Below are 23,858 nucleotides of genomic sequence, written 5' to 3' on the forward strand. Positions count from 1 at the left end.
GTCCACGAGTCCGAGGAGAAGCGCGTCGTGAATCGACGGATCCTGAGCGTGATCATTGCCGTTCTCGGCCTGGTCGCCATTGCCCTGGCAGTCTGCTCCGCCACCGTGTGGCGCCCCAGCTCGACTGCACAGGCGAGCCTCGCCCAGAACCCCGACCAGCACTACGTCGTCACCGAGCCGGGCGTACTGAGCCTCGTCGAGTCCGACGTGAAGGTCACCGCCACCGCCGCATCAGCCGATCAGCAGGTCTTCATCGCGGTTGGGCATGCGCAGGATGTCGACGCCTGGCTTGCCGCGGACCCCTTCATCTCCGTGACCGGCCTGCTGGACTGGAACACGCTCGCCTCCGAGGCGGTAACTACACGCTGTCCCGAAGACGCGGCGGTCCCCACATCCGCGGCCTCCGCGTCCGCCGAGGACGCGACCGCCGCGGCTACCGCCGCGGAGTCCGGGGCGACGGAGGGATCCGAGGGCTGCACCGACCTGGAGAACAGCGATGCCGATCCCGCTGACTCGGACCTGTGGATCACCTCCAAGACGGGCACCGGCTCGGCCACGCTCGAGCTGGACACCTCCGGATCCGATCTGGTGGTGCTGGTAGCCACCGACGGCGCCTCCAACGCCCCTCAGCTGTCGCTGTCCTGGCCGCGGCACGTGTCCACTCCCTGGCTCATCCCCGGCCTGGTGCTGGGCGGCATGCTGCTGCTGGTGGGCGTCTTCCTGTTCCTGATCGACATCCAGATGCGGCATGCGGACGAGCAGCGACGCGCCCGTGCCGCACAGCGAGCCGCACGCATGGCGCAGGCGGATTCGGTGGCTACTGTGGGCATCCCGCAGATCGGTGATCCGGACCGACCACTGACCCGCCGCGAGCAGCGAGACAAGGAACGTGCCGAACAAGCCGGTGAGGAGTGGGTAGACCCGCGCACCGGGGCCGTGTACCTCGGCGGGGTGGAAGCGCCTTCCGTTCCTCAGGCACCCGCCCCCGAGCCGGAGGACCTCGCGGCGGGGATCGACGCCGTCGGGGCCTCCGGTGCGGCCCGTGGCAGCGCCGTCGTCCCGGGGCTCGATGCCGAGGCCACCGCCGCTTACAGAGCCGGCCGTGAACTCGCCGACGACGTTCCGCTGGCACTGGCTACGGCGGAGGGGACGACCGACGCGGACGCCCCTGCGCAGTCGGCCGGAGACGTCGCCGCAGACGGCCCCGACGCTGCCCAAACGGCCGAGCTCGACGTGCTGGAGCCGGACGCACTGGCCGAGTACGAGAACACCGCGGAGGCTGAGCAGGCGGATGCGGACAGCCAGTCCGCGCAAGCCCTCTCCGGTGCCGAGGCAGGCGGCGAGGACCCCGCCGAAGACGACCGCGCCGACGACGGTGAAGACGGTACTGCCGATCCCCGCAATGAACAGTCCGACGAGGAGCACCACGCATGATCACCAGCCGCCGCGCCTTCATTACCTCTGCGACAACCGCAGTGACAGCCGTTGCACTTGCCGCGTGCTCGCAGGACGTGCCTAAGAACGCTGCCGACGCCTTCAGTCCGACGCCGCAGCCGGTGCTCGACTCCGAGCGGCTGACCACCATCCTCAAGCGCATTCAGACAGGGATGGACGCAGCGGACGCGGACAAGAATGCGGAGGCCCTGAAGGGATACCTAACCGGTCCCGCGGCCCGCATCCGCGGCGAGGAGTACAAGCTCGCAGCGGCCGCCTCGGACGACTCAGTGGTACACACCTTCACCACCGACAGCCAGGCGGGGACGGTGGCGCTGGCCACCGATTTCCCCCGCACGGTGCTGACCATCACCGATTTCGCCGAGGATGAGCAGGGTTACCTCCTCGCCCTCACGCAGGACTCAGCCAGGGAGAACTATCAGCTGTGGGGCTGGACCCAGCTCTTTGCGGGCGTCGAGATCCCCTCCACCTACGCCCCGGCCGTAGGCACCGAGCAGGTTGCGGCAGACGATTCCACCGGCCTGAAGGCCAGCCCGCAGGAGGTTCTGGACGCCTACGTAGATGCTCTCAACAACCCTGACGGCGACAATGGCAAGCTCTTCGCCGACGACATCCTGCGCCAGCGCATCGCCGCGGAACGCAGTGCCGACCTCTCAGAGGTAGGCGAGGTCAGTGTCAGCGCCAAGGTGGGCACCGACGGGTTCAAGAGCCTGCGCACGGCCGATGGCGGCGTCATCACCATGACTACCCTGAGCTTCGCAACGGAGTACAAGAAGACCGTCGCTGGGGCGAACCTCGCGCTTGACGGCAACGTGGGGGCGCTGATGGGCGAGGACCGGGAGGTCGTTGGTGCCGCCACAGCGAATTACGACGTCATGATCGCCTTCCTCATCCCCGCCGCCGATGCCGAGGCCAATGCCTCCGCCCTGGGAATGGACCTGGTACTCGCCTCGGTCTCGCGCGACGACTCCCAGGCGCCCGCAGAGGACGCCGAAGCCACCGACTGACGCCCGGGGCGAACGAGCACCGATCCGCACTTCGGGTGGGACTACGCTCCCAGGCGTAACGGAACAAGCTGTACTGACAGACTGCGGGCCCTGCCCGAGAAAGGCACACCATGAGCGTGTTCGGTGCCGTCGACCTGTCCGCCCTGGCCCCCAAGCAAGGGGCCTCACCGACTACGGCGCCGGTCAGTGGCGCACAGGGCGGTGCCGTCCTCGACTCAGGCGGCGCGGGAGACCTGGTCGTGGACGTGGACGCATCCAATCTGCGTGACATCGTCGAGGCCTCAGCGCGTGTCCCGGTAGTCGTAGTGCTGCACACGCCCCGTTCACAGGCCTCAACCGACCTGGCGGCGCTGCTGGAGCGACTGGCCGGAGAGTATGCGGGCCGTTTCCAACTGGCCCGCGTGGACGTGGACGCCGCGCCTGAAGTGGCGCAGGCGCTGCAGGCCACGGCCGTGCCCACGGTAATAGCGCTGATCGCCGGCCAGCCGGTGCCAATGTTCCAGGGCAGTGTCCCCGAGGAGCAGTTGCGCGCCGTACTCGACCAGCTGCTGGAGGTGGCCGCACGCAACGGCGTCGATGGCCAGGTCGCCGTCGATGCCTCGGCGCAGGCCGCCGTTCCCACCGAGCCGGAGGAGACGGAGGTGGAGCGAGAGGCCCGCGAGGCCATCGAGCGCGGCGACTGGGCTGCGGCAGAGGCGGTCTACGATCACGCAATCGCCAATGCGCCCGCCGACGACGAGCTGAAGGCGGCTCGTAACCAGGTCCGCATGCTCGCCCGTATGGACGGCCAGGACCCAGCCGAGCTGCTGGCGGCGGCAGATGCCCCCGGCGCGGGCCTGGACGCCCAGCTCGCCGGCGCGGATGCCGCTCTCGCTCTGGGAGATGTCAACGCCTGCCTGGGGCGGGCGCTGGAAGCCGTGCGCAGTCACAGCGGCGAGGACCGTGAGCAGGCCCGAGTGCGCCTGCTGGAGCTGTTCGAGGTCATCGGGACCACCGCCCCCGAGGTCGCCCGGGCCCGCCGCCAGCTCGCCACCATCCTGTACTGAGGTCGCCGCGACCCGCATGTTCATGATGTTATGCGGCTGACTGACTGCGTAAGTGGTGCCCGCATCGGTCAGGTGCCGTGGGCGCGGATCGTGACGCAGGCAACGCGCAGACAGACGACGGCGCCCGCCCCATAGCAGGGGGCGGGCGCCGTCACGCTAGTCCGGAGTCCGAGTCGGTGGCCGTCAGGCGATCGGCTGCGGCTCGATACCCCACACCTCGGCGTAGTCGCTGATGGTGCGGTCGGAGGAGAAGCGGCCGGAGCGGGTGATGTTCACCCAGGCCTTGCGCTGCCAGGCCCGCTGATCGGCGTAGTCGGCGGCCATGGCGTCCTTGGCCTCGCGGTAGGCGGCGAAGTCGCCCAGCACGTAGTAGACGTCCGCGTCGGCACCCTCCAGCAGGCTGCGGCGCAGGTCCGCGAACCAGCCGGAGCCGTTGTCATCCAGCGTGCCGTCGGTGAAGGCGTCCAGCACCCGCTTGAGCCCGGGACGGACTCGTAGGTAGCGTGCGGGTTGTAGGAGGCGCGCAGGGCGGGCAGCTCGTCCTCGGTAGCTCCGAAGATGTATGCGTTGTCATCCCCAACGGCGTCGAGGATCTCCACGTTGGCGCCGTCGAGCGTACCCAGGGTCAGGGCTCCGTTCATCATGAACTTCATGTTGGAGGTCCCGGAGGCCTCCTTGCCGGCCATGGAGATCTGCTCGGAGACATCCGCGGCCGGGATGATGTGCTCAGCGGGGGAGACGTTGTAGTTGTGGATGAAGACCACCTTCAGGGTCTGGGAGACCACCGGGTCGTTGTTGACCAGGTCCGCGATCGCGTTGATCAGCTTGATGATGGCCTTGGCGCGGATGTATCCCGGAGCCGCCTTGGCGCCGAAGATGAACACGCGCGGCGGCACCTGCAGCGACGGGTCCTCCTTCATACGGAAGTACAGGTCCAGGATGTAGATGGCGTTCAGGAGCTGGCGCTTGTACTCGTGCAGGCGCTTGATCTGCACGTCGAAGATTGCGTCCGGGTCGATCTCGATCCCCTCGCGCTCGGCCACCCAGGCGGCGAAGTCCACCTTGTTGGCGTGCTTGATCTCGGCGAGCCGGTCCAGCAGCGCGTCGTCGACGGCGTCGGTGTGCGCACCGAGCAGGGACAGGTCCTTGACCCAGGCATCCGAACCGGTCGCCTCATCCAGCAGCGCGGACAGCCGGGGGTTGCACTGGCGCAGCCAACGGCGCGGGGTCACGCCGTTAGTCTTGTTGTTGAAGCGCTCGGGCCAGATGTCGTGCCACTCCTTGAGGGTGTCGCGCTTGATGATCTCGGTGTGCAGCGCGGCCACGCCGTTGATGGAGTAGGAGGCGTAGCAGGCGATCCACGCCATGCGCACCTTGTCGCCGGACAGCGGAGCCATGTAGTCGATCCGCATCTGGTCCAGACCGCGCTCGGCCATGTCCTGGCGGAAGCGGCGGTCGATCTCGCGGACAATCTCGGCGATGCGGGGGAACAGGCGGTCGAAGATGGACATCTCCCAGGTCTCCAGGGCCTCGGCCAGCACCGTGTGGTTGGTGTAGGCGAAGGTCTTGGTGACGATCTTCCAGGCCTGGTCCCAGCCCAAGTGGTGCTCGTCCATGAGCAGGCGCATGAGCTCGGGAATAGCCAGCACCGGGTGGGTGTCGTTGAGCTGGACGGAGTTGAAGTCCGCGAAGCCGCTCAGGTCCTCACCATGGTGGGTGACGTAGTTGTCGACGATCTCCTGCAGGGAGGCGGAGCAGAAGAAGTACTGCTGGCGCACCCGCAGCACCTTGCCCTCGTAGGTGGTGTCATTGGGGTAGAGCACGCGGGAGATGTCGGCGGTGCGCTCGCGCTCAACGATGGCGTCGGTGAAGCGCTGGGAGTTGAAGGCGTCGTAGTCGAACTCCTCCATGGGCTCAGCCCGCCACAGCCGCAGCGTGACCACGTTCTTGGTGCCGTAGCCGGTGATCGGCATGTCGTAGGGGACAGCGCGCACGGTCAGGTCGTTGTAGCGGACGATTCGCTGCGCCTCCTCGCGGCGCACCACGAAGGGGTAGCCCTCCTCCATCCACGGATCGGGGTGCTCGGTCTGGAAGCCGTCTTCGAACAGCTGCTTGAACAGCCCGTAGCGGTACAGGATGCCGTAGCCGGCCACCGGCAGGTCCAGGGTGGCGCAGGAATCCAGGAAACACGCGGCCAGGCGGCCGAGCCCACCGTTGCCCAGAGCGGCGTCGGGTTCCTGCTCGAGGATGTCGGTCAGGTTCTGGCCGAAGGCGTTGACGGCCTGGGTGGCCTCCTCAACCAGCCCGAGGTTGGTCAGGTTGTTCAGCAGGGCGCGTCCCTCAAGGAACTCGGCGGAGAAGTAGTGCTCCATCCGGCCAGCGCGGTACTTCTGCTCGGTGGCGTACCAGTCGTCTGCGATGGCGTCGACGACGGCGGCGGAAAGTCCCTGCCACACCTCCATCTGCGTGGAGGCGCCGGCGGGGCGACCGGAGGCGGACCTGACCTGGGAGGGCACGGTCTGGACCAGGTTCTGCGTCATTCTTCTTCCCTTGTCAGACTACGGAGACCGCCGTTGCAAGAAGCACCTGCAACGGCTGAAAGAGTGTACATTGCGTTGGTTCGCTATTGGGGCGGGGACCGCACGCATGCATGCACCGGGACCATACCCGTCCCTACAAGGTCACGCGCCAGCTTTCTTGCTCACAACGGTGTGGGACTTAACGGCGACGTAGTCGAAAAGGCCCTTGATCCGCATGAAACAGGGCCTAAGGTCCATGCCTTGCTGGAGTGTGAGACGCGCCGGGCCATCCGGCCGGATGACCGAATGCGATGTCCTCCAGGCGCGATTGCTCGTCCCGGGACTGGAGCTGCCCGAGCGCCTGGGACTCTATCTGTACTGACCCGTGGCGCGCGGAGGACGGGTGGAAGATGAGGCGACCAACGCCGAGGGGCCCGGCGGCGTTTCAACGCCGCCGGGCCCCTGTCGCGGAGCGCGTGTGCTTCGCGACGATCTGCGGTTCAGTCGCGCGACGGCCGCAGGAAGATGGCACCCATCGGGGGACCCGCAGCCGCACCGAGGCGGGGCGGCCGTTCCAGGGCAGTTCCTCGGCCTCGACGTGCCCGAGGTTGCCCACGCCGGAGCCGCCGTACTCGGGGGCGTCGGTGTTGATGACCTCTTCCCAGCCGCCCGCGAAGGGCAGGCCCACCCGGTAGCCCTCGTGCGGGGTGCCGGCGAAGTTGACGATCACCGCCACCAGGTCCGAGCGCCCGTCCGGACCTGTGCCCTTGCGCAGGTAGGACAGGACGTTGTGGTCGCCGTCGCCCGCCTCGATCCACTCGAAGCCGCGGTGGGAGAAGTCATCGGACCACAGTGCGGGGGAGTCCTTGTAGAAGGCGTTAAGGTCGCTGACCAGACGCAGCAGGCCGGTGTGGCCCGGATCGTCCAGGATCCACCAGTCCAGGGAGTTCTCCGAGTTCCACTCGGCGCCCTGCCCGAACTCCTGCCCCATGAACAGCAGCTGCTTGCCGGGGTGGGACCACTGGTAGGCGTACAGCGCGCGTAGACCCGCCAGCTCCTGCCAGGCGTCACCCGGCATCTTGGACAGCAGGGAGCCCTTGCCGTGCACGACCTCGTCGTGGCTGAGCGGCAGGATGAACTGCTCGGAGAAGGCATACACCAGGGAGAAGGTCAGCTCCCCGTGGTGGTAGCGGCGGTTAATGGGCTCCTCGGCCAGGTAGCGCAGGGTGTCGTTCATCCACCCCATGTTCCACTTCAGGCCGAATCCCAGGCCGCCGTACTCGGTGGGAGCGGTCACGCCCGGCCAGGCGGTGGACTCCTCGGCGATCATGACCGTACCGGGGTTCTTCCGGTAGGCCGTGGCGGTTGCCTCCTGCAGGAAGTTGATCGCCTCCAGGTTCTCCCGGCCGCCGAACTGGTTGGGGTGCCACTGGCCCTCCTCGCGGGAGTAGTCCAGGTAGAGCATGGAGGCGACAGCATCCACGCGCAGGCCGTCGATGTGGAACTCGCCCAGCCAGTACAGGGCGTTGGCCACTAGGAAGTTGCGCACCTCGTTGCGGCCGAAGTTGAACACGTAGGTGCCCCAGTCAGGGTGCTCGCCGCGCTGCGGGTCCGGGTCCTCGTACAGGGCGGTTCCGTCGAAGCGCGCCAGCGCCCACTCGTCCTTGGGGAAGTGGGCGGGCACCCAGTCCAGGATGACGCCGATGCCGGCCTGGTGCAGCTGGTCCACCAGGTACCTGAAGTCGTCCGGGGTTCCGAATCTCGCGGTGGGGGCGTAGTAGCCGGAGACCTGGTAGCCCCAGGAGCCGCCGAAGGGGTGTTCGGCCACGGGCATGAACTCCACGTGGGTGAAGCCGGCGTCCTTGACGTAGGGGACCAGCTCGTCGGCCAGGCCCCGGTAGCCCAGGCCCTGCCGCCAGGAGCCGATGTGTACCTCGTACACGCTCATCGGCCCGGAGTGCGGGTCGGTGACCGCGCGGCGGGACATCCACTCCTCGTCGTTCCACTCGTGGAAGCGGTCGGTGACCACGGATGCGGTGGCGGGCGGCACCTCGGTGGCACGCGCCATGGGGTCGGCCTTCTGGTGCCAGGAGCCGTCCTGGAAGCACAGCTCGAACTTGTAGCGGGCGCCCACGCCCACACCGGGGATGAACAGCTCCCACACGCCGGAGGCGCCCAGGGAGCGCATGGCGGAGGCGGTGCCGTCCCAGTAGTTGAAGTCGCCCACCACGCGCACGGCCCGGGCGTTGGGCGCCCACACCGCGAAGGCGACCCCCTCGACGTCCCCCATGGAGCCGGAGTAGCGCTTGACGTGCGCGCCCAGCACCTCCCACAGCTCCTCGTGGCGCCCCTCGGAGATGAGGTAGGTGTCCATCTCGCCGAGAGTCGGCAGGAAGCGGTAGGGGTCGTCGACGGTGATGGTCTCCTCCCCGTAGGTCACCTTGATCCGGTAGTCCGGAATGGTGTCCCCGGGCACGACGGCGACCCACACGCCGTCCTGCTCATGCCGGGCGGGGAAGGAACCCTCCCCGGTGACCACGACGACGGCGTCGGCGAGGTGGCGCACGGTGCGGATGGTTACGCCTTCGGCGCCCACATGGGCGCCGAGCACCTCATGCGGGTTGTGGTACCGCGCATAGGCGACATCCGCTAGGACCCAGGGGTCTACCGGGACGGGCGCGGGGCCAGTGGCATCCGGCGGCGGGGCGTCGTTGGATTCGGGGGCGGGCTCGGGCTGGTGACGTCGGTCATGTTCTCACTCTCCCATGCGGTGACCGGCTGAGGGGGGACTTTATACCGGTGCAACCCGGCGTGGATGATGTGTCTTACGCGACTGTTGCCGGAAGCGTCAGACACTTGGGTATCAGTTGTTCAGCATCACCTCGATGCCATGAAGCGGGATTGAGATCCAGTCGGGACGATTGCGGGCCTCGTAGACGGCCTCGTACAGGGCCTTGTCGAGCTCGAGGGCCTTGAGCAGGGTCTGCCTGGCACCGGGGCCTGGCCGATCAGCGGTCTCGGCAGCAGCCGCAGCGGTTTCCACGGCGGCCCAGTAGCCCTCCAGGAAGGCGCCGCGCACGGCCGGCAGCCAGTCAGGATGTGCGGCATGACCGACTTCGGCCGCGTAGTCGAAGGAGCGCAGCATGCCGGCCACGTCGCGCAGGGGCTGGTCCGGGCGGCTGCGCTGGGCCAGTGGCCGCAGGGGTTCACCCTCGAAGTCCAGTACGTACCAGCGGTCCTCGTCGACGGCGTGCAGCACCTGTCCCAGGTGGTAGTCGCCGTGGACGCGAGTGGCCGCCTCCAACCGGTCCAGCGCCGAGAGCTCGGCCAGGACCGCCTCCACACGGTCGCGCAGCCGCGGCAGCCGGTTCTCCAGTTCGGGTACCTCATCCATGGCCCAATGAGCCCGCTCGCGCAGCGCCTGCGCCAGCTCGCCGGGGGCGGGTGGTGCAGAGCCGGCCAGCGACGCAGCCAGGCGCGCGTGCATCTGGGCGGTGGTGTCACCCAGGTCCCGGGCCAGGGTGAGCGCACGGTCTCGTCGCGGACCGTCGGCGTCGTCGGCACCCGCGAGCTCGCAGAACAGCTCGAAGCCGTCGTCGGCACGGGGCACGAAAGTGCAGGCCACGGCCGCGTCCGCCGTCAGCTGGGCGCCGGTGGCGGTATCGGACCAAGTCAGCGTGGTCCATGCCACGGGGGTGCGCACGCGGTCCCAGCCATCGCGCGCCAGCGCGACTGATACCTCCACATCCGGGTTGCGTCCCGGCGAGAGCACACGGAACAGCTTCACGATCAGGTCACCGGTGGCGGCATCGGCCGCTCCTGCCGCCGGGTGGTCGCCCGGAGACGGCAGGACCACCGAGGTGTTGGACTGCTGGCCGGTGGTGACTCGCAGCCGGTCGGCGCGCTCGGCGATCGCCTGCGCCCCGGTGCCGCCGAGGGTGGTGCCCGCGTCCAGCGCAGACTGCGCCCAAGCCCGCCAGAAGCGGGGGTGGTGGGCGCCGTCGACCAGCGTCAGGGACCCGCCCTCGGAGTCGGGGATGACGAAGCCGGCGTTGCCCTCGGCCTCGCCTGCGGCGGCGAAGTCGCCCGGTGTGGCGCGAGGCTCCAGCACCAGGGGCACGTGTACCAGCACGGCGCCCGCCTCGCGTCGGGGTACTGCCACCAGTAGGTCCCGTACGCCTTCGCCCAGGTTCCAGGATCCCACCATCCGCAATGGGCCGTGGGCGGGTTCCCCCTTGAGCGGATACCAGCGGCGCTGGCCCATCCAGCTCCCCAGCGCCGCGAGCAAGGAGGCGTCGTCGGGCCATGCCGGCGTATCCGGCATGGCGGCCGTCGAATGACTCATCGGTCCTCCTGACAGTTTGGGGCGGCAGGCAGCCGGCGGCCGCGAGGGGGCTGCCCCACGGGCCCAGCGATCGCCAACTGGGCATCACGCCGAGCGTCTGACTGAGTGGCAGGCCCAGCAGTCAGCCGGGTAATCCGCTGAGTCGTCAGCCAGGGGGAGCGCGCCACGGCGCTCGTGCCGGATACCGGACGCCAACCAGTGCTGCACGGGTGGGGCAGGCCGGGAACGCCGGTTACGGTCACGGGGCTCCTCCGGTTGTGATCAGGCCGGGGACGCGCAGCTGCTCCTCACAGAGGCTCGACTGAGAAGACATGGGCTACACGGCCGGAGAAGGGGTCCAAACGCACATAGTTCTGCCCGGACCAGTCGTAGACGTCGCCGGTCAGCTCATCGGTGACCCGCAGCACTGGCCGGGAACCGTCCACCCAACCGGGCAGGCCCAGCTGCTCCAGGTTCAGGTAGATCTCGCCCTCGTGGGCGCCATAGGGGTCCAGGTTGACCACCGTCAGCACCACGTCGTCCTTCCCGCTAGGAGAGTGAGCGGCATCCACCCGCTTGGAGTAGGCGATCAGGTTGTCGTCACTGGTGGGGTGGAACCAGACATCCCGCAGCTGCTGGAGCGCCGGGTGGGCGTGACGAGCAGCGTTCAGCGCAGTGAGCAGAGCTTCGATGCCGTTGACGCGTGCGGCGCCGAAGTCGCGTTGCTTGTACTCGTACTTCTCGTTGTCGATCTGCTCCTCATACCCGGGGCGCGGCACCGACTCGGCCAGCTCGTAGCCGGAGTAGATGCCCCAGGTGGGGGACATGGTGGCGGCCAGTACGGCACGCAGCTTGAAGGCGGGAACCTTCCCGTTGGTCATGAAGGGCGTGAGGATGTCGTGCGTGGTGGGCCAGAAGGTGGGGCGCATGACGTGCGCGGTCTCCTGGGACAGCTCCACCAGGTAATCGGTCAGCTCCTGCTTGGTGTTGCGCCAGGCGAAGTAGGTGTAGGACTGGTGGAAGCCGATCTTTGCCAGGGTGCGCATCATCGCCGGGCGGGTGAAGGCCTCCGCCAGGAACAGCACCTCGGGGTTGTCCTCACGCACCTGGCGGATCAGACGCTGCCAGAAGGGCAGGGGCTTGGTGTGCGGGTTGTCTACCCGGAAGATCGTCACCCCGTGGCTGATCCAGGTGCGTACCACCTCCAGTATCGCCTGGTAAATGCCCTCGGGATCGTTATCGAAGTTGAGGGGGTAGATGTCCTGGTACTTCTTGGGCGGGTTCTCGGCGTAGGCGATCGAGCCATCGGCCAGGACGGTGAACCACTCGGGATGCTCGGTCACCCAGGGGTGGTCCGGGGAGCACTGCAGGGCCAGGTCCAGGGCCACCTCCATGCCGAGCTCCCGGGCACGCGCCACCAGGGCGTCAAAGTCGTCGAAGGTGCCCAGATCCGGGTGGATGGCGTCGTGCCCGCCCTTGGGGGAGCCGATGCCGTACGGGGAACCCGGGTCCCCGGGCAGGGCGTTGAGCGTGTTGTTGCGCCCCTTACGGTTGGTGGTGCCGATCGGGGAGATCGGGGTCAGGTAGAGGACGTCAAAGCCCATGGCGGCGATGCGGCCGAGTCGCTGAGTGGCCGATTGCAGTGTGCCGGTCTGCCACACGCCCTGCTCATCCCGATGCGCTCCCAGGGACCGGGGGAAGATCTCGTACCAGGAGCCTGCCAGGGCCCGCTGCCGATCCACCTGCAGCGGGTAGGTGGCCGAGGGAGATACGTGATCGCGCAGCGGCAGCCGGTCCAGGACTGCCGCAACGTCCGCAGACAGCCCGGCGGAGAGCCGGTCGGTGGCGGAGGCGGAGTCATCACGCAGGGCGACGGCGGCGTTCAGCAGGGCCTCGGCGTCACCCTCGGCCCGGCCCGGGACAGCGGCTGCGCGCTCAAGCACGCGGGCGCCCTCCTCCAGCATCAGCTCCACGTCGACGCCTGCGGGAACCTTCACCCCGGCATCGTGGGCCCAGGTGCCGTAGGGGTCCGACCACCCCTCCACGCGGATGCCCCAGTCGCCTGGGAAATCCGCCGCCAGACGCGCCTCATAGCGATCCAGGCCGATGCCGACCTCGTACATGCGGGCGCTGGGACCGTCGGTGCCGTCTGGCCGCACCAGGACGGCGGTGGCTCCAAAGCGATCGTGCCCCTCCCGGAACACCGTCGCCCGGATGGGGAAGACCTCGCCGGGCACGGCCTTTGACGGCCAGCGCCCGTCCTCCACGACGGGGAAGACCTCCGTCACCGGGATTCGTCCCACCGGTGCATACGGTGCCGGCTGGGGCACCTGGGCGGGTGCGGGCTGCGCCGCAGCGGCGGGAGCAGCGTGGCTGGTTGACTTCGTCTTCGCCGTGCGCGGCGTCGTGTTAGGGGTCACAGCGCAAGCGTACCTGTCTGCGCGTGTGCATGTGGCCCACCGGCGCCCTAGTAGTTCATGTGCATGGCCGTGCGTACCGCGTGCAGGGTCTGCTCGGCCACCGTGTTGGCCCGGGCATTGCCGTCTGCCAGTACCTGCAGCAGGTAGTCCTCGTCGGCGGCGAGCTCGGCGCGGCGGGCGCGGATGGGGGCGAAGAACTCGTTGACCGCCTCGGTGGTGATGCGCTTGAGCGTGCCGGCGCCGCCGTCGCCGATCCGCTCCGCCAGCGACTGCGGGTCCCCGGCCCCGCACAACGAGGCCAGGGTGAGTAGGTTCGCCACCTCCGGCCGGCCCTCGGGGTCATAGGTGATGTGCCGCTCGGAGTCCGTCTTGGCCTTCTTGAGCAGCTTGGCGGTCTCGTCCGCGCTCATGCGCAGCTCAATGGTGTTGTGGCGGGACTTGCTCATCTTCTCCCCGTCCAGGCCCAGTAGCAGTGGCGCCTGGGACAGCAGCGCCTCCGGCCGGCGGAATACCGGGTGCTCCTTGACCGCCCGCCCGTAGCGCTTGTCGAAGCGCTGGGCGATCATGCGAGCCTGCTCCAGGTGGGGCAGCTGGTCCTTGCCCACCGGCACCAGGTTCGCCTGGCAGAACAGGATGTCAGCGGCCTGGTGCACCGGATAGGTGAGCATGAGGCCGGTCATGGCGCGCCCGTCGGTGGCCTCCAGCTCCGCCTTGACGGTTGGATTGCGGTGCAGCTCGGACTCGGTGACCAAGGACAGGAAGGGCAGCATGAGCTGATTGGCGGCCGGGACGGCGGAGTGGGCGAAGATTGTGGAGCGCCGCGGGTCCACGCCGACTGCCAGGGTGTCCGCCACCAGTGACAGGACGCGCTCACGGATCGGGCCCACGCCGTCGCGGTCGGTGATCACCTGGTAGTCCGCTACCAGGATCCAGGTGTCCACGCCCCGGTCCTGGATGCCCTTCCAGGAGTGCATCGTGCCGAAGTAGTGGCCCAGGTGCATGTTGCCAGTCGGGCGCACGCCCGTGAGCATCCGGTAGCGGCCCGGGTTCACGTCGAGGTCGGCCTCGATCTCGGCACTACGGGCAAGTGAGCGGGCCAGCGAGGCCGCGTCCGTGGAGCGCGACAGGGCGTCCTCCGCATTCGTGCCGGCCGTACCGCCGGCTGCATTGCTGGAGGGGGAACCGGCATTCGCGTCGTGCTGCGTCATGGCCGCCATCCTAGACCGGGCAGGCCGACGACTACTCCTCGGGCAGAGCGTGCGGGCGCTCCTCGGGCAACCCGACCAGCTGCTCCCCGGACAGGTAGATGCGCAAGGACAGGGCATCCAGCGTCGTGGTGTCCCCGGGCCGGTCCTGCCGACAGTCCGTCGCGCCGGAGCGCGAGGCTCGAGCGCGGGCCGGGTTGAGTGCACGGGCGCGGGCCGCCGGCCCCCGGCTCACTCTGTGCGCCAGCGCGAAGGCCGAGGTGTGGGGGCGCGGCACGGCCCAGGTCGAGTCCCACATCAGGTGCCAGTCGGTGCCGTGGCCGTCGGGCAGGGTGACGTCCTCCTGGGCCAGGGAGCCGTTGATGACGAGTAGGAGGTCGGCGTCGTCCATGGGCGTGCCCGAGCGGAGCATCTGCACTACCCGGGTCCAGGGGTCGTGCCAGGCGGCCACGTCCATGGGGTCACCATTGGCGCGGAACCAGGACAGGTCGGGCAGGGCGTCGCCGCTGGGGACGGAACCGGTGGCGAAGGAAGTCGGGCGCAGCACCGGGTGGCTGTCGCGCAGGCTGATCAGGAAGTGCGTCGTGGCGATCAGGTCGCGCTGCCAAGTGGTCAGATTCCAGTCGAACCAGGAGATCTCGGAGTCCTGGCAGTAGGAGTTGTTATTCCCGTCCTGGGTGCGTCCCATCTCATCGCCGCCCAGCAGCATGGGCGTGCCGGCGGAGACGAGCAGGGTGCCCAGCACGTTGCGGGAGGAGCGGCGTCGCAGGATCTCGATGGGGCCCCCGCCCATGCCCTCCGGCAGCGGTCCCTCAAACCCGTGGTTCCAGGAACGGTTGTCATCGGTGCCGTCGCGGTTGTCCTCGCCGTTGGCCAGGTTGTGCTTGTAGTCGTAGCTGACCAGGTCGCGCAGAGTGAAGCCGTCGTGGGCGGTGACGAAGTTGATGGAGGCCAGCGGACCGCGCCCGCCCGGATACTCGCCGTATCCGAACATGTCGGCGCTACCGCTCAGGCGCGTGGCCAGGTCCCGCAGGTCATTGCCGGGGCGCCCCTTGGACATCTCGGAGGCGTCATGCAGCCAGAAGGAGCGCACCGTGCCGCGGTAGCGGTCGTTCCAGTCATGGAAGGGCGCCGGGAACTCGCCGGTGCGCCAGCCGCCCGGACCGATGTCCCAGGGCTCGGCGATCAGCTTGGTGTTTTGCAGCACCGGGTCGGTGGCCATGCCGATCAGCAGCGGGTGACGTGCCTGGAACTCGGAGGCATCACGGCCCAGCGTCACGGCCAGGTCGAAGCGGAAGCCGTCCACGCCGACGTCGCCGGCCCAGTAGCGCAGCGAGTCCAGCACCAGCTGCACGGCCCGGGTGGAGCGGAAGTCCACCGTGTTGCCGGTGCCCGTGACATCCACGTACTGGGCGGGCCGGTGCGGGGCGTGCAGGTAGTACTCGAGGTTGTCCAGTCCGCGCAGGGACAGCGCGGGCCCGTCCATACCCGACTCGCAGGTGTGGTTGTAGACCACGTCCATGATCACTTCCAGGCCGGCCTCATGCAGTAGCGAGACCATGCCGCGGAACTCGTCCAGTACGGCCTGTGGGCCCGCCTCGCGGGCGGTGCGGGTCGCATAAGCCGGTTCGGGCGCGAAGTACGACAGGGTTGAGTAGCCCCAGTAGTTGGTCCGCTCACGCTGGAGGAGGAAGGCCTCGGAGAAGGCGGCGTGAACGGGCAGTAGCTCCACCGTCGTGACGCCGAGCGAGCGCAGGTGGGACACGGCGGCGGGGTGCGCCAATCCCGCATAAGTGCCGCGCAGCTCCGGAGGCACTCCGGGCATGGAGTGGGTGAAGCCCTTGACGTGCATCTCGTAGATGACCGTGCGCTCGGCGGGCACCTTGGGCCCGGGGACTACGGGGAACTGCTCCCCGGTGACCACGCCGAGGGCCGTGTGCCCGGCGGAGTCCAGCTGGGAGGGGAGGAAGGGCACGTAGGTGGGGGCCAGCTCGGCGTCTACGGCGTGTGCGTACAGCTCCGGCCCCAGGCGCGGAGTGCCGTCGATGGCGCGGGCGTACGGGTCCAGCAGGAGCTTGCGCGGGTTGAACAGCAGTCCCTCGGAGGGATTCCACTGGCCGTGCGCCCGATATCCGTAGCGCTGACCGGCGCGGACTCCGGGCACGTGGGCGCTCCACGCGCCACGGACGGGCCCGTGCATGCCGATGCGGCGCTCCGAGGTGATCGCACCGGTGGAGTCGGTCTGAATCAGGCACAGGTCCACAGCCTCGGCACGCGGCGCGACCACCACGAAGTCGGCGCCGTCTCCGGTGAGCGTGGCGCCCAGGCGCGTGCGGTCCGAGGCGTCGGAGTCGGCACGGGCGGCGGGTTGCAGCTCTGGCGATGGGGGCATGTGCATGAATCCTATGGTCGAGCAGGTGGGCTTCGCGATGCCACCTCGTGACAGTTGATCCGGGGCGACGCTGACGTGCCGGCTCCAATCAGGCCGTACTCGGGCGTCTCGCCCGTGTGTCTGAGGATAGGCGATACGGGCTTTGGCGAGGCTGCGTGGAGTGGCCGCACAGTTAGGACGTATGTCGCATTGGTGCAGTTGGCGCGCGGGTTGGGAAAGCGGGCCGGCGCCGGCGGCGGCCCGGGCAGGGGTGACTGAGCGCTCACCTGTCGCGGCGCCCAGATATGGCAATCTTGTGCGCATGAAAATAGTCGTCTGCATCAAGCACGTCCCGGACGTGCAGTCCGAGCGCCGCCTGGAGGGGGGCCGCCTGGTACGCGGCGAGGAGGACGTTCTCAACGAGCTCGACGAGAACGCCGTCGAGGCCGCGGTAGCGCTGGTCGAAGAGCTGGGTGGTGAGGTGATCGCCCTGTCTATGGGACCTGAGGACGCCGAGGACGGCGTGCGCCGCGCCCTGCAGATGGGGGCCGACTCCGGTGTCGTGGTCACCGACGCCGCGCTTGCGGGCGCGGACGTCCCCATCACCGCACGCACCCTCGCCGCCGCCGTGTCAAAGCTCGGCGGGGTGGACTCCGGTCCGGGAGATGTGGACCTGGTTATCACCGGTATGGCCTCCCTGGACGCCATGACCTCCATGCTCCCAGGTGCGCTCGCCGCCGCACTGCACGTCCCGGCCCTGACCCTGGCGAGCTCGCTGGAGGTCAGTGCGGATGAGGCGACTGTGACCCGCGCCACCGGCACCGTCCGGGAGGTGCTCTCCGCCCCGCTGCCCGCGCTCGTGTCAGTTACCGATCAGGCCAATGAGCCGCGCTACCCCAACTTCGCCGCCATGCGTGCCGCGCGCAAGAAGCCGGTGGACACCTGGGACTTGGAGGACCTCGGCCTGGCCGACGTAGAGGCGGGAATCGCCGTCGTCGACTTCGCCGAGCGGCCTGCCCGCCAGGGCGGCATTATCCGTACCGACGCCGGGGAGGCCGGGCGTGAGCTGGCGGCCTGGCTGGTCGAGAACAACCTCGTGTGAGCCCTGGGCGAGCACAGGCTTCGAGCACGAACTTGCAGGGAAGGAATCGCGAACTAGCCATGCCTGAAAACATGTTGAACGACCCCATCGTCGTACTGGTCGACCGCACGCCGGAGGGCGACCCCACCCCGGCTGCCATGGGACTGGTATCGGTGGCTCGTGGGCTCACCTCCGCCGACGTCGTGGCCCTGGTCCTGGGAAGCGCTGACACCTCCGTCTGTGCGGAGCTGGCCGCTGCCGGTGCTTCCCGCCTGTTGGCGGCCGACCTGGGCGGACGCGAAGCGGTGGCTGCGGTTGCCGCCGACGCAGTGGTCGCAGCGGTCGAGGCGGTCATGCCCGCCGTCGCGCTGGTCGGCAGCGATTACCGGGGCAAGGAGGTCGCCGGACGGGCCGCGGTCCTGCTGGGCTCGGCCTGCGCCTCGGACGTGGGTGACCTGCAGGTGGTCGGTAATGAGCTGCGCGCCTCCAAGCTGGTCCTGTCGGGAACCTGGTCCACCACTATGACCGTCTCGGCGCAGGCGGACAGGACTCCGGTGATTTCCGTCCACGCCGGCGCCTCCGAGCCTGCGCCGACGGCCGACGGCCAAGTCGAGCTGGCCGTGGAGGCACTTGAGGTTGCCCTGTCCGCGGAGGCTGCGGCTGTTACGGTCGTTTCCCGCGAGGTCGCCGACGCCGCTGCGGGCCCCGACCTGTCCGAGGCCCAGCGAGTGGTGGTGATGGGACGCGGTACCGACGGCGACCTTGAGCTGGTGCACTCGCTGGCCGATCCGCTTCAGGCTGCCATCGGCGCCACCCGCGTGGCCTGCGATGAGGGCTGGATCGAGCGCTCCGCGCAGGTCGGCCAGACGGGGGCGTCAATCGCGCCTCGCCTGTACATCGGACTGGGAGTGTCCGGCGCCGTCCACCACACCAGCGGCATCCAGGGCGCCGGCACCATCGTTGCCGTCAGCGACGATTCCGAGGCTCCGATCTTCGAGATGGCCGACTACGGCGTGGTCGGCGATGTGGCCCAGGTGGTTCCCCAGCTCGTGGAGGAACTGGCGCGCCTGCGCAGCTGATAACCAAGCGCTCCGGACCCAGTTCGCCGCGTGGCACCACGCGATGCCGTGCCGGAGCGATCGCTGGCACAGCGCCCCGTCCCGGTTCTCCCGGGCCGGGGCGCTTCTCTTTCGCTGAGATCGGTCGATATGGCGGTATCCCGTCCGCCATCCGGCCCGCCGGCGGGATGTGCGGTGCGCGGCTGGCAGTGCGGAGTTGACACAGCGGGCCCCTTGTGTCACTGTACTAGTGCAGTAATACAGATGGTCTCCCGGCCCTCTGTCCGCTGCGCTCATGAGCACACCCGTACACCCAACAGAGGGAGGCCTTGTGGATCTTGACGGCTCCCGGCCGATCTGGCTGCAACTGGTCGACGACTTCCGCTTGCGGATCGTCACCGGCGCCTGGCCGATCGGCACCCGGATACCCAGCGTGCGCGAACTGGCCACGCAATCCGGCGTCAACCCCAACACCGTTCAACGCGCACTGGCCGAGCTCGACCGCACCGGGCTGACCGGCACCGAGCGGACCGCCGGCCGCTTCGTCACCACGGATACCGCCGTCGTCGATGCCGTCCGCCGGGAACTCGCCACCGGCGCCACGGACACCTTCATCACCGCCCTCGCCGCCGTCGGCATGGATCTTCCGCAGGCCGCAGCGCTCCTGCAGGAGCGCTGGGAACTGCGCCCTTCCTCGGCAGACACAGGAGAATCCTCATGACCCAGCATCCACTAGAGGCGGCGTCGCCCGCGGCGCGCTTCAGCTCTATCCCCATCCCCGACGGCGCAGTGCCGCTGGTATCTGTGTCCGGCGTGACCAAGGCCTACCGCGGCCGCCCGGCACTGATGGACCTGACCCTGGACCTGCCGGCGGGCCGGATCGTGGGGCTCATGGGCTCCAACGGCTCGGGCAAGACCACCCTGCTGAAGATCCTGGCCGGCCTGCTGGCTGACTACGACGGCCAGGTACGGGTAGGCGGACATGCTCCAGGGCCGGAGACGAAGGCGCTGGTCGCCTTCCTGCCCGACGCCGAATTCCTGGCCTCGGGACTCAAGCCCGAGCAGGCCATAGCGATGTTCTCCCGGCTCTTCCCCGACTTCGACGCCGATCGTGCGCGCGAGCTGGTGGAGTTCTTCGGCCTTCCCGGTGACCGGAGCCTGAAGGAGATGAGCAAGGGCATGGGGAGAAGCTGCGCGTCAGCCTGGTCATGGCTAGGCGTGCACGTGTCTACCTGCTGGACGAGCCCATCTCCGGGGTCGACCCCGCCGCCCGTGACGTGATCCTCAGTGGTGTCCTGCGGGGCTTCGACCCCGAGTCACTGATGGTCATCTCCACCCACCTGATCGCCGACGTGGAGCCGATCGTCGACTCCGTCGTCTTCCTCAAGGACGGCCGCCTGCTGCTGGCGGGCGACGCCGATGACCTGCGTCAGGCACACGGAATGAGCCTGGACGCCCTGTTCCGGAAGGAGTACCGCTGATGCTGCGCACACTGTTCACTGAGGAGGTCCGCTTCCTGGCGCCCATCCAGCTGAAGATGCTCGGCATCTTCACGGTGTTCGGGATCGCCTTCCTCGGAGTCACGTTTCTGGACCTGCCGGTTTTGAGCCTATTCGGGACGCTTGGCGCGGTAGTCTCCTTTGCCTTGGCCATACCAGTGGCGCTCGTCCACACCGCCTCCGAGTACTGGCAGTCCATGTATGGCGCGCGCGGCTACCTGACCATGAGCATCCCGGCGCCCGGGCGCACGCTTTATGCCGCCAAGGTGCTCTACGCCTTCGCGGCCGGCCTGGCGGCGATGTGCTTCGCTGCAGTGGGCTTGTTGGTGACCGTGTGGGCGGCCGCGCGGGCTCAGGGAATCGGCCTCGGTGAGCTGCTCCAACCTCTGCGTGAGATGCTGGCCTTCGTCGGCACCGGCTGGGTGATCGGTTTCTTCATCTACGTGATTGTGGAACTCGCGTGCGTAATCGTGTGCGTGTCCGCGATTATGAGCATCGGGGCGCAAGGGCGCTGGAACCACCTCGGCTTCGGCGCGCCCGTGATTGGTTTCGTGGCGCTGTACCTGGTGGCGCAGGTGCTCTCGTTGTTGCTGCTACTGATCGTGCCGGTGAGCATTGGGATTCCGTCCGGAGACATTGTGATTACATGGATGCTGCCGGACTTCATTGAGGCGGTGCGGACCGACGGGGACCCGACCCTGCTGGGGCTGGGGTACATCGCCGTGTGGCCGCTGCTGGCGTTGGTCCTCGGAGTGCGGGGCGTGCGCGCGATCGAGAGACACACCTCCCTGCGCTGAACATTTCGCTGAACCTAATCGGCGCAAGGTGGCCGGGTGCGCGGCTTAGGCGACTGTCGCCTGGGCCAGCACCCGGTCGCCGTCTTCCCCGCCATAGACGACGACGCTCTGCCCTGCGGCCAGGCCCCGCAGGGGCTGGCGCAGCACCGCGTGCAGCGTGCCGCCGACGCCGTCCACGGTCACGTCAGCGTGCACCGGGCGACCGTGGGCGCGCACCTGTACGGTCACGTCCTGCCAGCCGACGCCGTCGGCGAGCGGGGCGGGGGAGTCCAGCAGCACCAGGTCCTTGCCGTCGACCACGGTGCGCTGCAGCAGCTCGGCGGGGCCGACCACGACCTCATTGGTGCTCGGACGGGTGGCGATCACGTAGCGCGGGCGGCCGTCGGCGGCCGGGCGGGTCAGGCCCAGGCCCTTGCGCTGGCCGACGGTGAAGCCGAAGTAGCCGCTGTGGGTGCCGAGCACCTCGCCGTGGGGGGAGACGATGCTGCCCTCCTTGGCGCCGAGGCTGCGCTGCAGGAAACCGCGGGTGTCGCCGTCGGCGACGAAGCAGATGTCGTAGGAGTCGGGCTTGTCCGCCACCGGCAGGCCGCGGCGCTCCGCCTCGGCCCGCACCGCCGCCTTGGAGGGGGCGTCGCCTAGGGGAACAGGGCGCGGGAGAGGCCCTCGCGCCCTGATACGGCCAGCACGTAGGACTGGTCCTTGGCCGTATCGGCGGCGCGGCGCAACTCCAGGTCGCCGGTCTGGCCGGGGCTGCCGTCGGTGGCGCCGCCGCGCAGGCGGGCGTAGTGGCCGGTGACGACGGCGTCGAATCCGAGGGCCAGGCCGCGCTCCAGCAGCACGTCGAACTTGACCCGCTCATTGCAGCGCACGCACGGGTTGGGGGTGCGGCCGGCGCGGTACTCGGACAGGAAGTCGGCGACCACCCGCTCCTCGAACTCCTCCGACAGGTCCCACACGTAGAAGGGGATGCCCAGGATCTCGGCGGCCCAGCGGGCGTCGCCGGCGTCCTCGATGGAGCAGCAGCCGCGGGTGCCGGAGCGGGTGGCGGCCCGGTTGCGGGTAAGTGCCATGTGCACGCCGACCACCTCGTGGCCGGCCTCGACGGCGCGCGCGGCGGCTACCGCGGAGTCGACTCCGCCGGACATGGCTGCCAGTACGCGCACGTGTGCTCCTTCCGCTGCATTAGTTCTGCAGGTGCCCGGGTGGGCGGGTTGCAGCCTACCGCCATGGGCGGGGGCGCGGGATGTCGGGCAGAACACCTCTGAACGCTGGATGCGTCGGGTAGCTGCAGCCCGGAAGCGAGTGGGTGAACGCGTTTAAGGTCGCGTGTTTTAGTGTTCTTGTTGGGTTTCGGCTTGGTCGGTGAGGTAGGTGATGGTGCGGACGATGTTGTATGGGGTGGTGGTGTTGGTGGTGGTGATGGTTCCGGTGATGGGGGTGGTGGTGCCGCCTGCGGGGGTGTAGGTGGCTTTCCAGGTGGTGGTGAGTGTGGTGGTTACGTCTTGGGCGGTGTGGGTGTAGCGGTGGGTGTTGGTCTGGCCCGGCCAGGGGGCTCCGGGGTCGGTGGTTGTGGTGGTGGTGCCGTCGCCCCAGTTCCAGGTGTAGGTGGTGGGGGTGGCGTGGATGGTGACGGGGGTGCCGGCGATGGTGGTGGTTAGTACCTGGGTGTCGGGGCTGGTGTAGGTGATGAAGTCCTTGGTTAGTAGTACTTCTGGGCCTGGGGGCTGGCGGGTGATGCCGGAGCCGTCGGCTAGGAGGGTGGCTGCGTCGGTGGCGGTGACGGTGATGACCGTGGTGGTGCCGGCGCCGGCCGCGGCGGCCGGGGCGGCGGGGTCTGGGGCGCATAACGCGGAGGCGTTTTTGGTGGAAAGGGCTGCGCCTAGGGTCGCGGTGCCGCACGTGCCGGGGTCTGCCTCGGTCTCGGGCGTGGCGTACTGGTTAGCCGTGCCACCGGCCCCGCCGGAGGGGTAGTAGCCCCCGCCGACCGGGGTGCCCGGGGTGGAGTAGGCCACCTCGTAGGACGTCCTACCCGTAACAGCCACAGAATTACCGGAGCCGTCGGCACCGATATCTAGGTTCGCTTGTTCGTCCGCCAAAGACGCCGGTCCCAGTATTGCTGAAGCTGTTGTGAATGTGATGACGATTAGCGTGGCGCGAATCAACTTCGATCTTGGGGGTATTTTCATTCCGTGTCACCCTCTTCCAGTGCGACTTCTTCGATTAGCCAATCATTGTCGACCCAGCGGAGTTGAACCAAGAAAATGGAGTCTGAGGATTCAACTGTTGTGACATCTCCATTTGCTGAACGACCCGTGTGGGCTTCGGATGCTACTTGTGCGCGTACGACGTAGCGGTTGGGGTCGTCCTGGTCGGTCCACCACTCCAGGGGGGTGATCTCCTGCTCCCACGGGTCTGCCCACCCACCAGATTCATGCCGTGCGGTGGCGTTCGTTATCACCTTGGCGCAGAATTCGCAGTTGTCGTCGCTCATCTTCTTCCAGGCGTCCAGGTCGCCGGTGGCGTGCACGTACGGGTAGAGGTTGAGGAAGTATGTGGCTGCCTGGGCTGCGCCGTCGGGGGTGAACTCGGGGGTGTAGGCCTGGGGCTTGTCCATGGCCAGGGCGGTGGCCCTGGCGGCGGCCTGCTGGGGTGAGAGCGTGGGTGTAGCGCTAGCGCTGGCTGTGGCGGGTGGGGTCCAGGTGGGGGTGTAGGTGGTGCGGTTGGCGGCGTGTGAGCAGCCGGCGCCCAGTAGGGCGAGGCAGATGGCCAGTGCGCCGGCTCGGCGCACGTGATCCGCTCGGCGCGCAGGTTTCGGCGCATGGGGGTGTGCGGCAGCGGCGCGGGCCTGGTGGTGGCGGGTGCTGGCGTGTGGCTTGCTTGGGTGTGTGGGCATGTTGGGGGTGGCCTCCTCGCTGAGGACCCGGGCGGGACTTGCTGGGGCTTCGGCTTGGCGTTAACGCACGCAACCGTAGCGTGACCAGCAGCCGCGGCGCTACTGGCTCCATCGCGCCTGTGGAAAACCCATCACAGGGTGGGGTCTTCGGTGGCTGGGTGCTTGGAGCCCTGGCCCTCGCCC

13 protein-coding genes and 4 pseudogenes are annotated in these 23,858 nt (G+C 68.6%); 8 read left to right on the forward strand and 9 right to left on the reverse strand.

The features are described 5' to 3' along the window. The first annotated feature begins 27 nt into the window (after positions 1-27). The 3 genes from CWT12_RS04455 to CWT12_RS04465 all read left to right on the forward strand — a co-directional run bounded on the left by CWT12_RS04455 (position 28) and on the right by CWT12_RS04465 (position 3,508). Complete coding sequence (locus CWT12_RS04455; protein ID WP_202616276.1) at positions 28-1,434, forward strand: hypothetical protein; 1,407 nt, start codon at positions 28-30, stop codon at positions 1,432-1,434. Further along, positions 1,431-2,462, forward strand: coding sequence for a hypothetical protein (locus tag CWT12_RS04460; RefSeq protein ID WP_161923862.1), 1,032 nt, complete (start codon positions 1,431-1,433; stop codon positions 2,460-2,462). Before CWT12_RS04455 ends, CWT12_RS04460 begins: the two co-directional genes overlap by 4 nt. Positions 2,463-2,572: 110 nt before the next feature. Beyond that, complete coding sequence (locus CWT12_RS04465) at positions 2,573-3,508, forward strand: tetratricopeptide repeat protein (RefSeq protein WP_161923863.1); 936 nt, start codon at positions 2,573-2,575, stop codon at positions 3,506-3,508. A 183-nt stretch (positions 3,509-3,691) separates the two neighbouring features. Here the strand turns inward: CWT12_RS04465 and CWT12_RS04470 are convergent. From CWT12_RS04470 to glgX, 6 genes and pseudogenes are all read right to left on the reverse strand, one after another. Beyond that, positions 3,692-6,048 (reverse strand): annotated as a pseudogene (locus CWT12_RS04470) (glycogen/starch/alpha-glucan phosphorylase). Between the two features lie 479 nt (positions 6,049-6,527). Next, positions 6,528-8,707: pseudogene (gene glgB / locus CWT12_RS04475) on the reverse strand (1,4-alpha-glucan branching protein GlgB); the annotation flags it as partial. Positions 8,708-8,890: 183 nt separating this feature from the next. Beyond that, complete coding sequence (locus CWT12_RS04480) at positions 8,891-10,372, reverse strand: maltokinase N-terminal cap-like domain-containing protein (RefSeq protein ID WP_237564309.1); 1,482 nt, start codon at positions 10,370-10,372, stop codon at positions 8,891-8,893. Positions 10,373-10,659: 287 nt separating this feature from the next. Beyond that, a complete protein-coding gene (locus tag CWT12_RS04485; RefSeq protein WP_161923864.1) occupies positions 10,660-12,771 on the reverse strand; it encodes an alpha-1,4-glucan--maltose-1-phosphate maltosyltransferase in 2,112 nt (703 codons plus the stop codon). A gap of 47 nt (positions 12,772-12,818) precedes the next feature. After that, complete coding sequence (trpS, locus tag CWT12_RS04490) at positions 12,819-13,979, reverse strand: tryptophan--tRNA ligase (RefSeq protein ID WP_161923865.1); 1,161 nt, start codon at positions 13,977-13,979, stop codon at positions 12,819-12,821. A gap of 31 nt (positions 13,980-14,010) precedes the next feature. Further along, a complete protein-coding gene (glgX, locus tag CWT12_RS04495; protein WP_161923866.1) occupies positions 14,011-16,368 on the reverse strand; it encodes a glycogen debranching protein GlgX in 2,358 nt (785 codons plus the stop codon). Between the two features lie 301 nt (positions 16,369-16,669). On the opposite strand from glgX, the gene CWT12_RS04500 reads away from it, so the two are divergent. The 5 genes and pseudogenes from CWT12_RS04500 to CWT12_RS04520 all read left to right on the forward strand — a co-directional run bounded on the left by CWT12_RS04500 (position 16,670) and on the right by CWT12_RS04520 (position 20,782). After that, positions 16,670-17,449, forward strand: coding sequence for an electron transfer flavoprotein subunit beta/FixA family protein (locus CWT12_RS04500; protein WP_161923867.1), 780 nt, complete (start codon positions 16,670-16,672; stop codon positions 17,447-17,449). Between the two features lie 59 nt (positions 17,450-17,508). Beyond that, positions 17,509-18,507, forward strand: a complete 999-nt coding sequence (locus CWT12_RS04505) for an electron transfer flavoprotein subunit alpha/FixB family protein (RefSeq protein ID WP_161923868.1) — start codon at positions 17,509-17,511, stop codon at positions 18,505-18,507. Between the two features lie 310 nt (positions 18,508-18,817). Further along, positions 18,818-19,207, forward strand: a complete 390-nt coding sequence (locus tag CWT12_RS04510) for a GntR family transcriptional regulator (RefSeq protein WP_161925298.1) — start codon at positions 18,818-18,820, stop codon at positions 19,205-19,207. Next, a pseudogene (locus CWT12_RS04515) lies at positions 19,204-19,967 on the forward strand (ABC transporter ATP-binding protein). Before CWT12_RS04510 ends, CWT12_RS04515 begins: the two are co-directional and overlap by 4 nt. Continuing rightward, positions 19,967-20,782: a hypothetical protein gene (locus CWT12_RS04520; protein WP_161923869.1), complete on the forward strand. Its 816-nt coding sequence runs from the start codon at positions 19,967-19,969 to the stop codon at positions 20,780-20,782. Before CWT12_RS04515 ends, CWT12_RS04520 begins: the two are co-directional and overlap by 1 nt. Before the next feature lie 45 nt (positions 20,783-20,827). Here the strand turns inward: CWT12_RS04520 and mnmA are convergent. The 3 genes and pseudogenes from mnmA to CWT12_RS04535 form a co-directional block, all read right to left on the reverse strand. Beyond that, positions 20,828-21,945: pseudogene (gene mnmA, locus CWT12_RS04525) on the reverse strand (tRNA 2-thiouridine(34) synthase MnmA). A 168-nt stretch (positions 21,946-22,113) separates the two neighbouring features. After that, complete coding sequence (locus tag CWT12_RS04530) at positions 22,114-22,824, reverse strand: zinc transporter (RefSeq protein WP_161923870.1); 711 nt, start codon at positions 22,822-22,824, stop codon at positions 22,114-22,116. 140 nt (positions 22,825-22,964) lie between these two features. Next, positions 22,965-23,675, reverse strand: coding sequence for a DUF6318 family protein (locus tag CWT12_RS04535; RefSeq protein WP_161923871.1), 711 nt, complete (start codon positions 23,673-23,675; stop codon positions 22,965-22,967). Positions 23,676-23,858 lie beyond the last annotated feature (183 nt).

It is taken from the genome of Actinomyces sp. 432 (assembly GCF_009930875.1).
In the GTDB taxonomy this organism is placed as follows: Bacteria; Actinomycetota; Actinomycetes; order Actinomycetales; family Actinomycetaceae; genus Actinomyces.

Coding starts and splice junctions, on each gene's coding strand:
- CWT12_RS04505 (WP_161923868.1), top strand. CDS start 17,509: ATGCCTGAAAACATGTTGAACGACCCCATCGTCGTACTGGTCGACCGC.
- CWT12_RS04520 (WP_161923869.1), top strand. CDS start 19,967: ATGCTGCGCACACTGTTCACTGAGGAGGTCCGCTTCCTGGCGCCCATC.
- CWT12_RS04460 (WP_161923862.1), top strand. CDS start 1,431: ATGATCACCAGCCGCCGCGCCTTCATTACCTCTGCGACAACCGCAGTG.
- CWT12_RS04500 (WP_161923867.1), top strand. CDS start 16,670: ATGAAAATAGTCGTCTGCATCAAGCACGTCCCGGACGTGCAGTCCGAG.
- CWT12_RS04480 (WP_237564309.1), bottom strand. CDS start 10,372: ATGAGTCATTCGACGGCCGCCATGCCGGATACGCCGGCATGGCCCGAC.
- CWT12_RS04535 (WP_161923871.1), bottom strand. CDS start 23,675: ATGCCCACACACCCAAGCAAGCCACACGCCAGCACCCGCCACCACCAG.
- trpS (WP_161923865.1), bottom strand. CDS start 13,979: ATGACGCAGCACGACGCGAATGCCGGTTCCCCCTCCAGCAATGCAGCC.
- glgX (WP_161923866.1), bottom strand. CDS start 16,368: ATGCCCCCATCGCCAGAGCTGCAACCCGCCGCCCGTGCCGACTCCGAC.
- CWT12_RS04465 (WP_161923863.1), top strand. CDS start 2,573: ATGAGCGTGTTCGGTGCCGTCGACCTGTCCGCCCTGGCCCCCAAGCAA.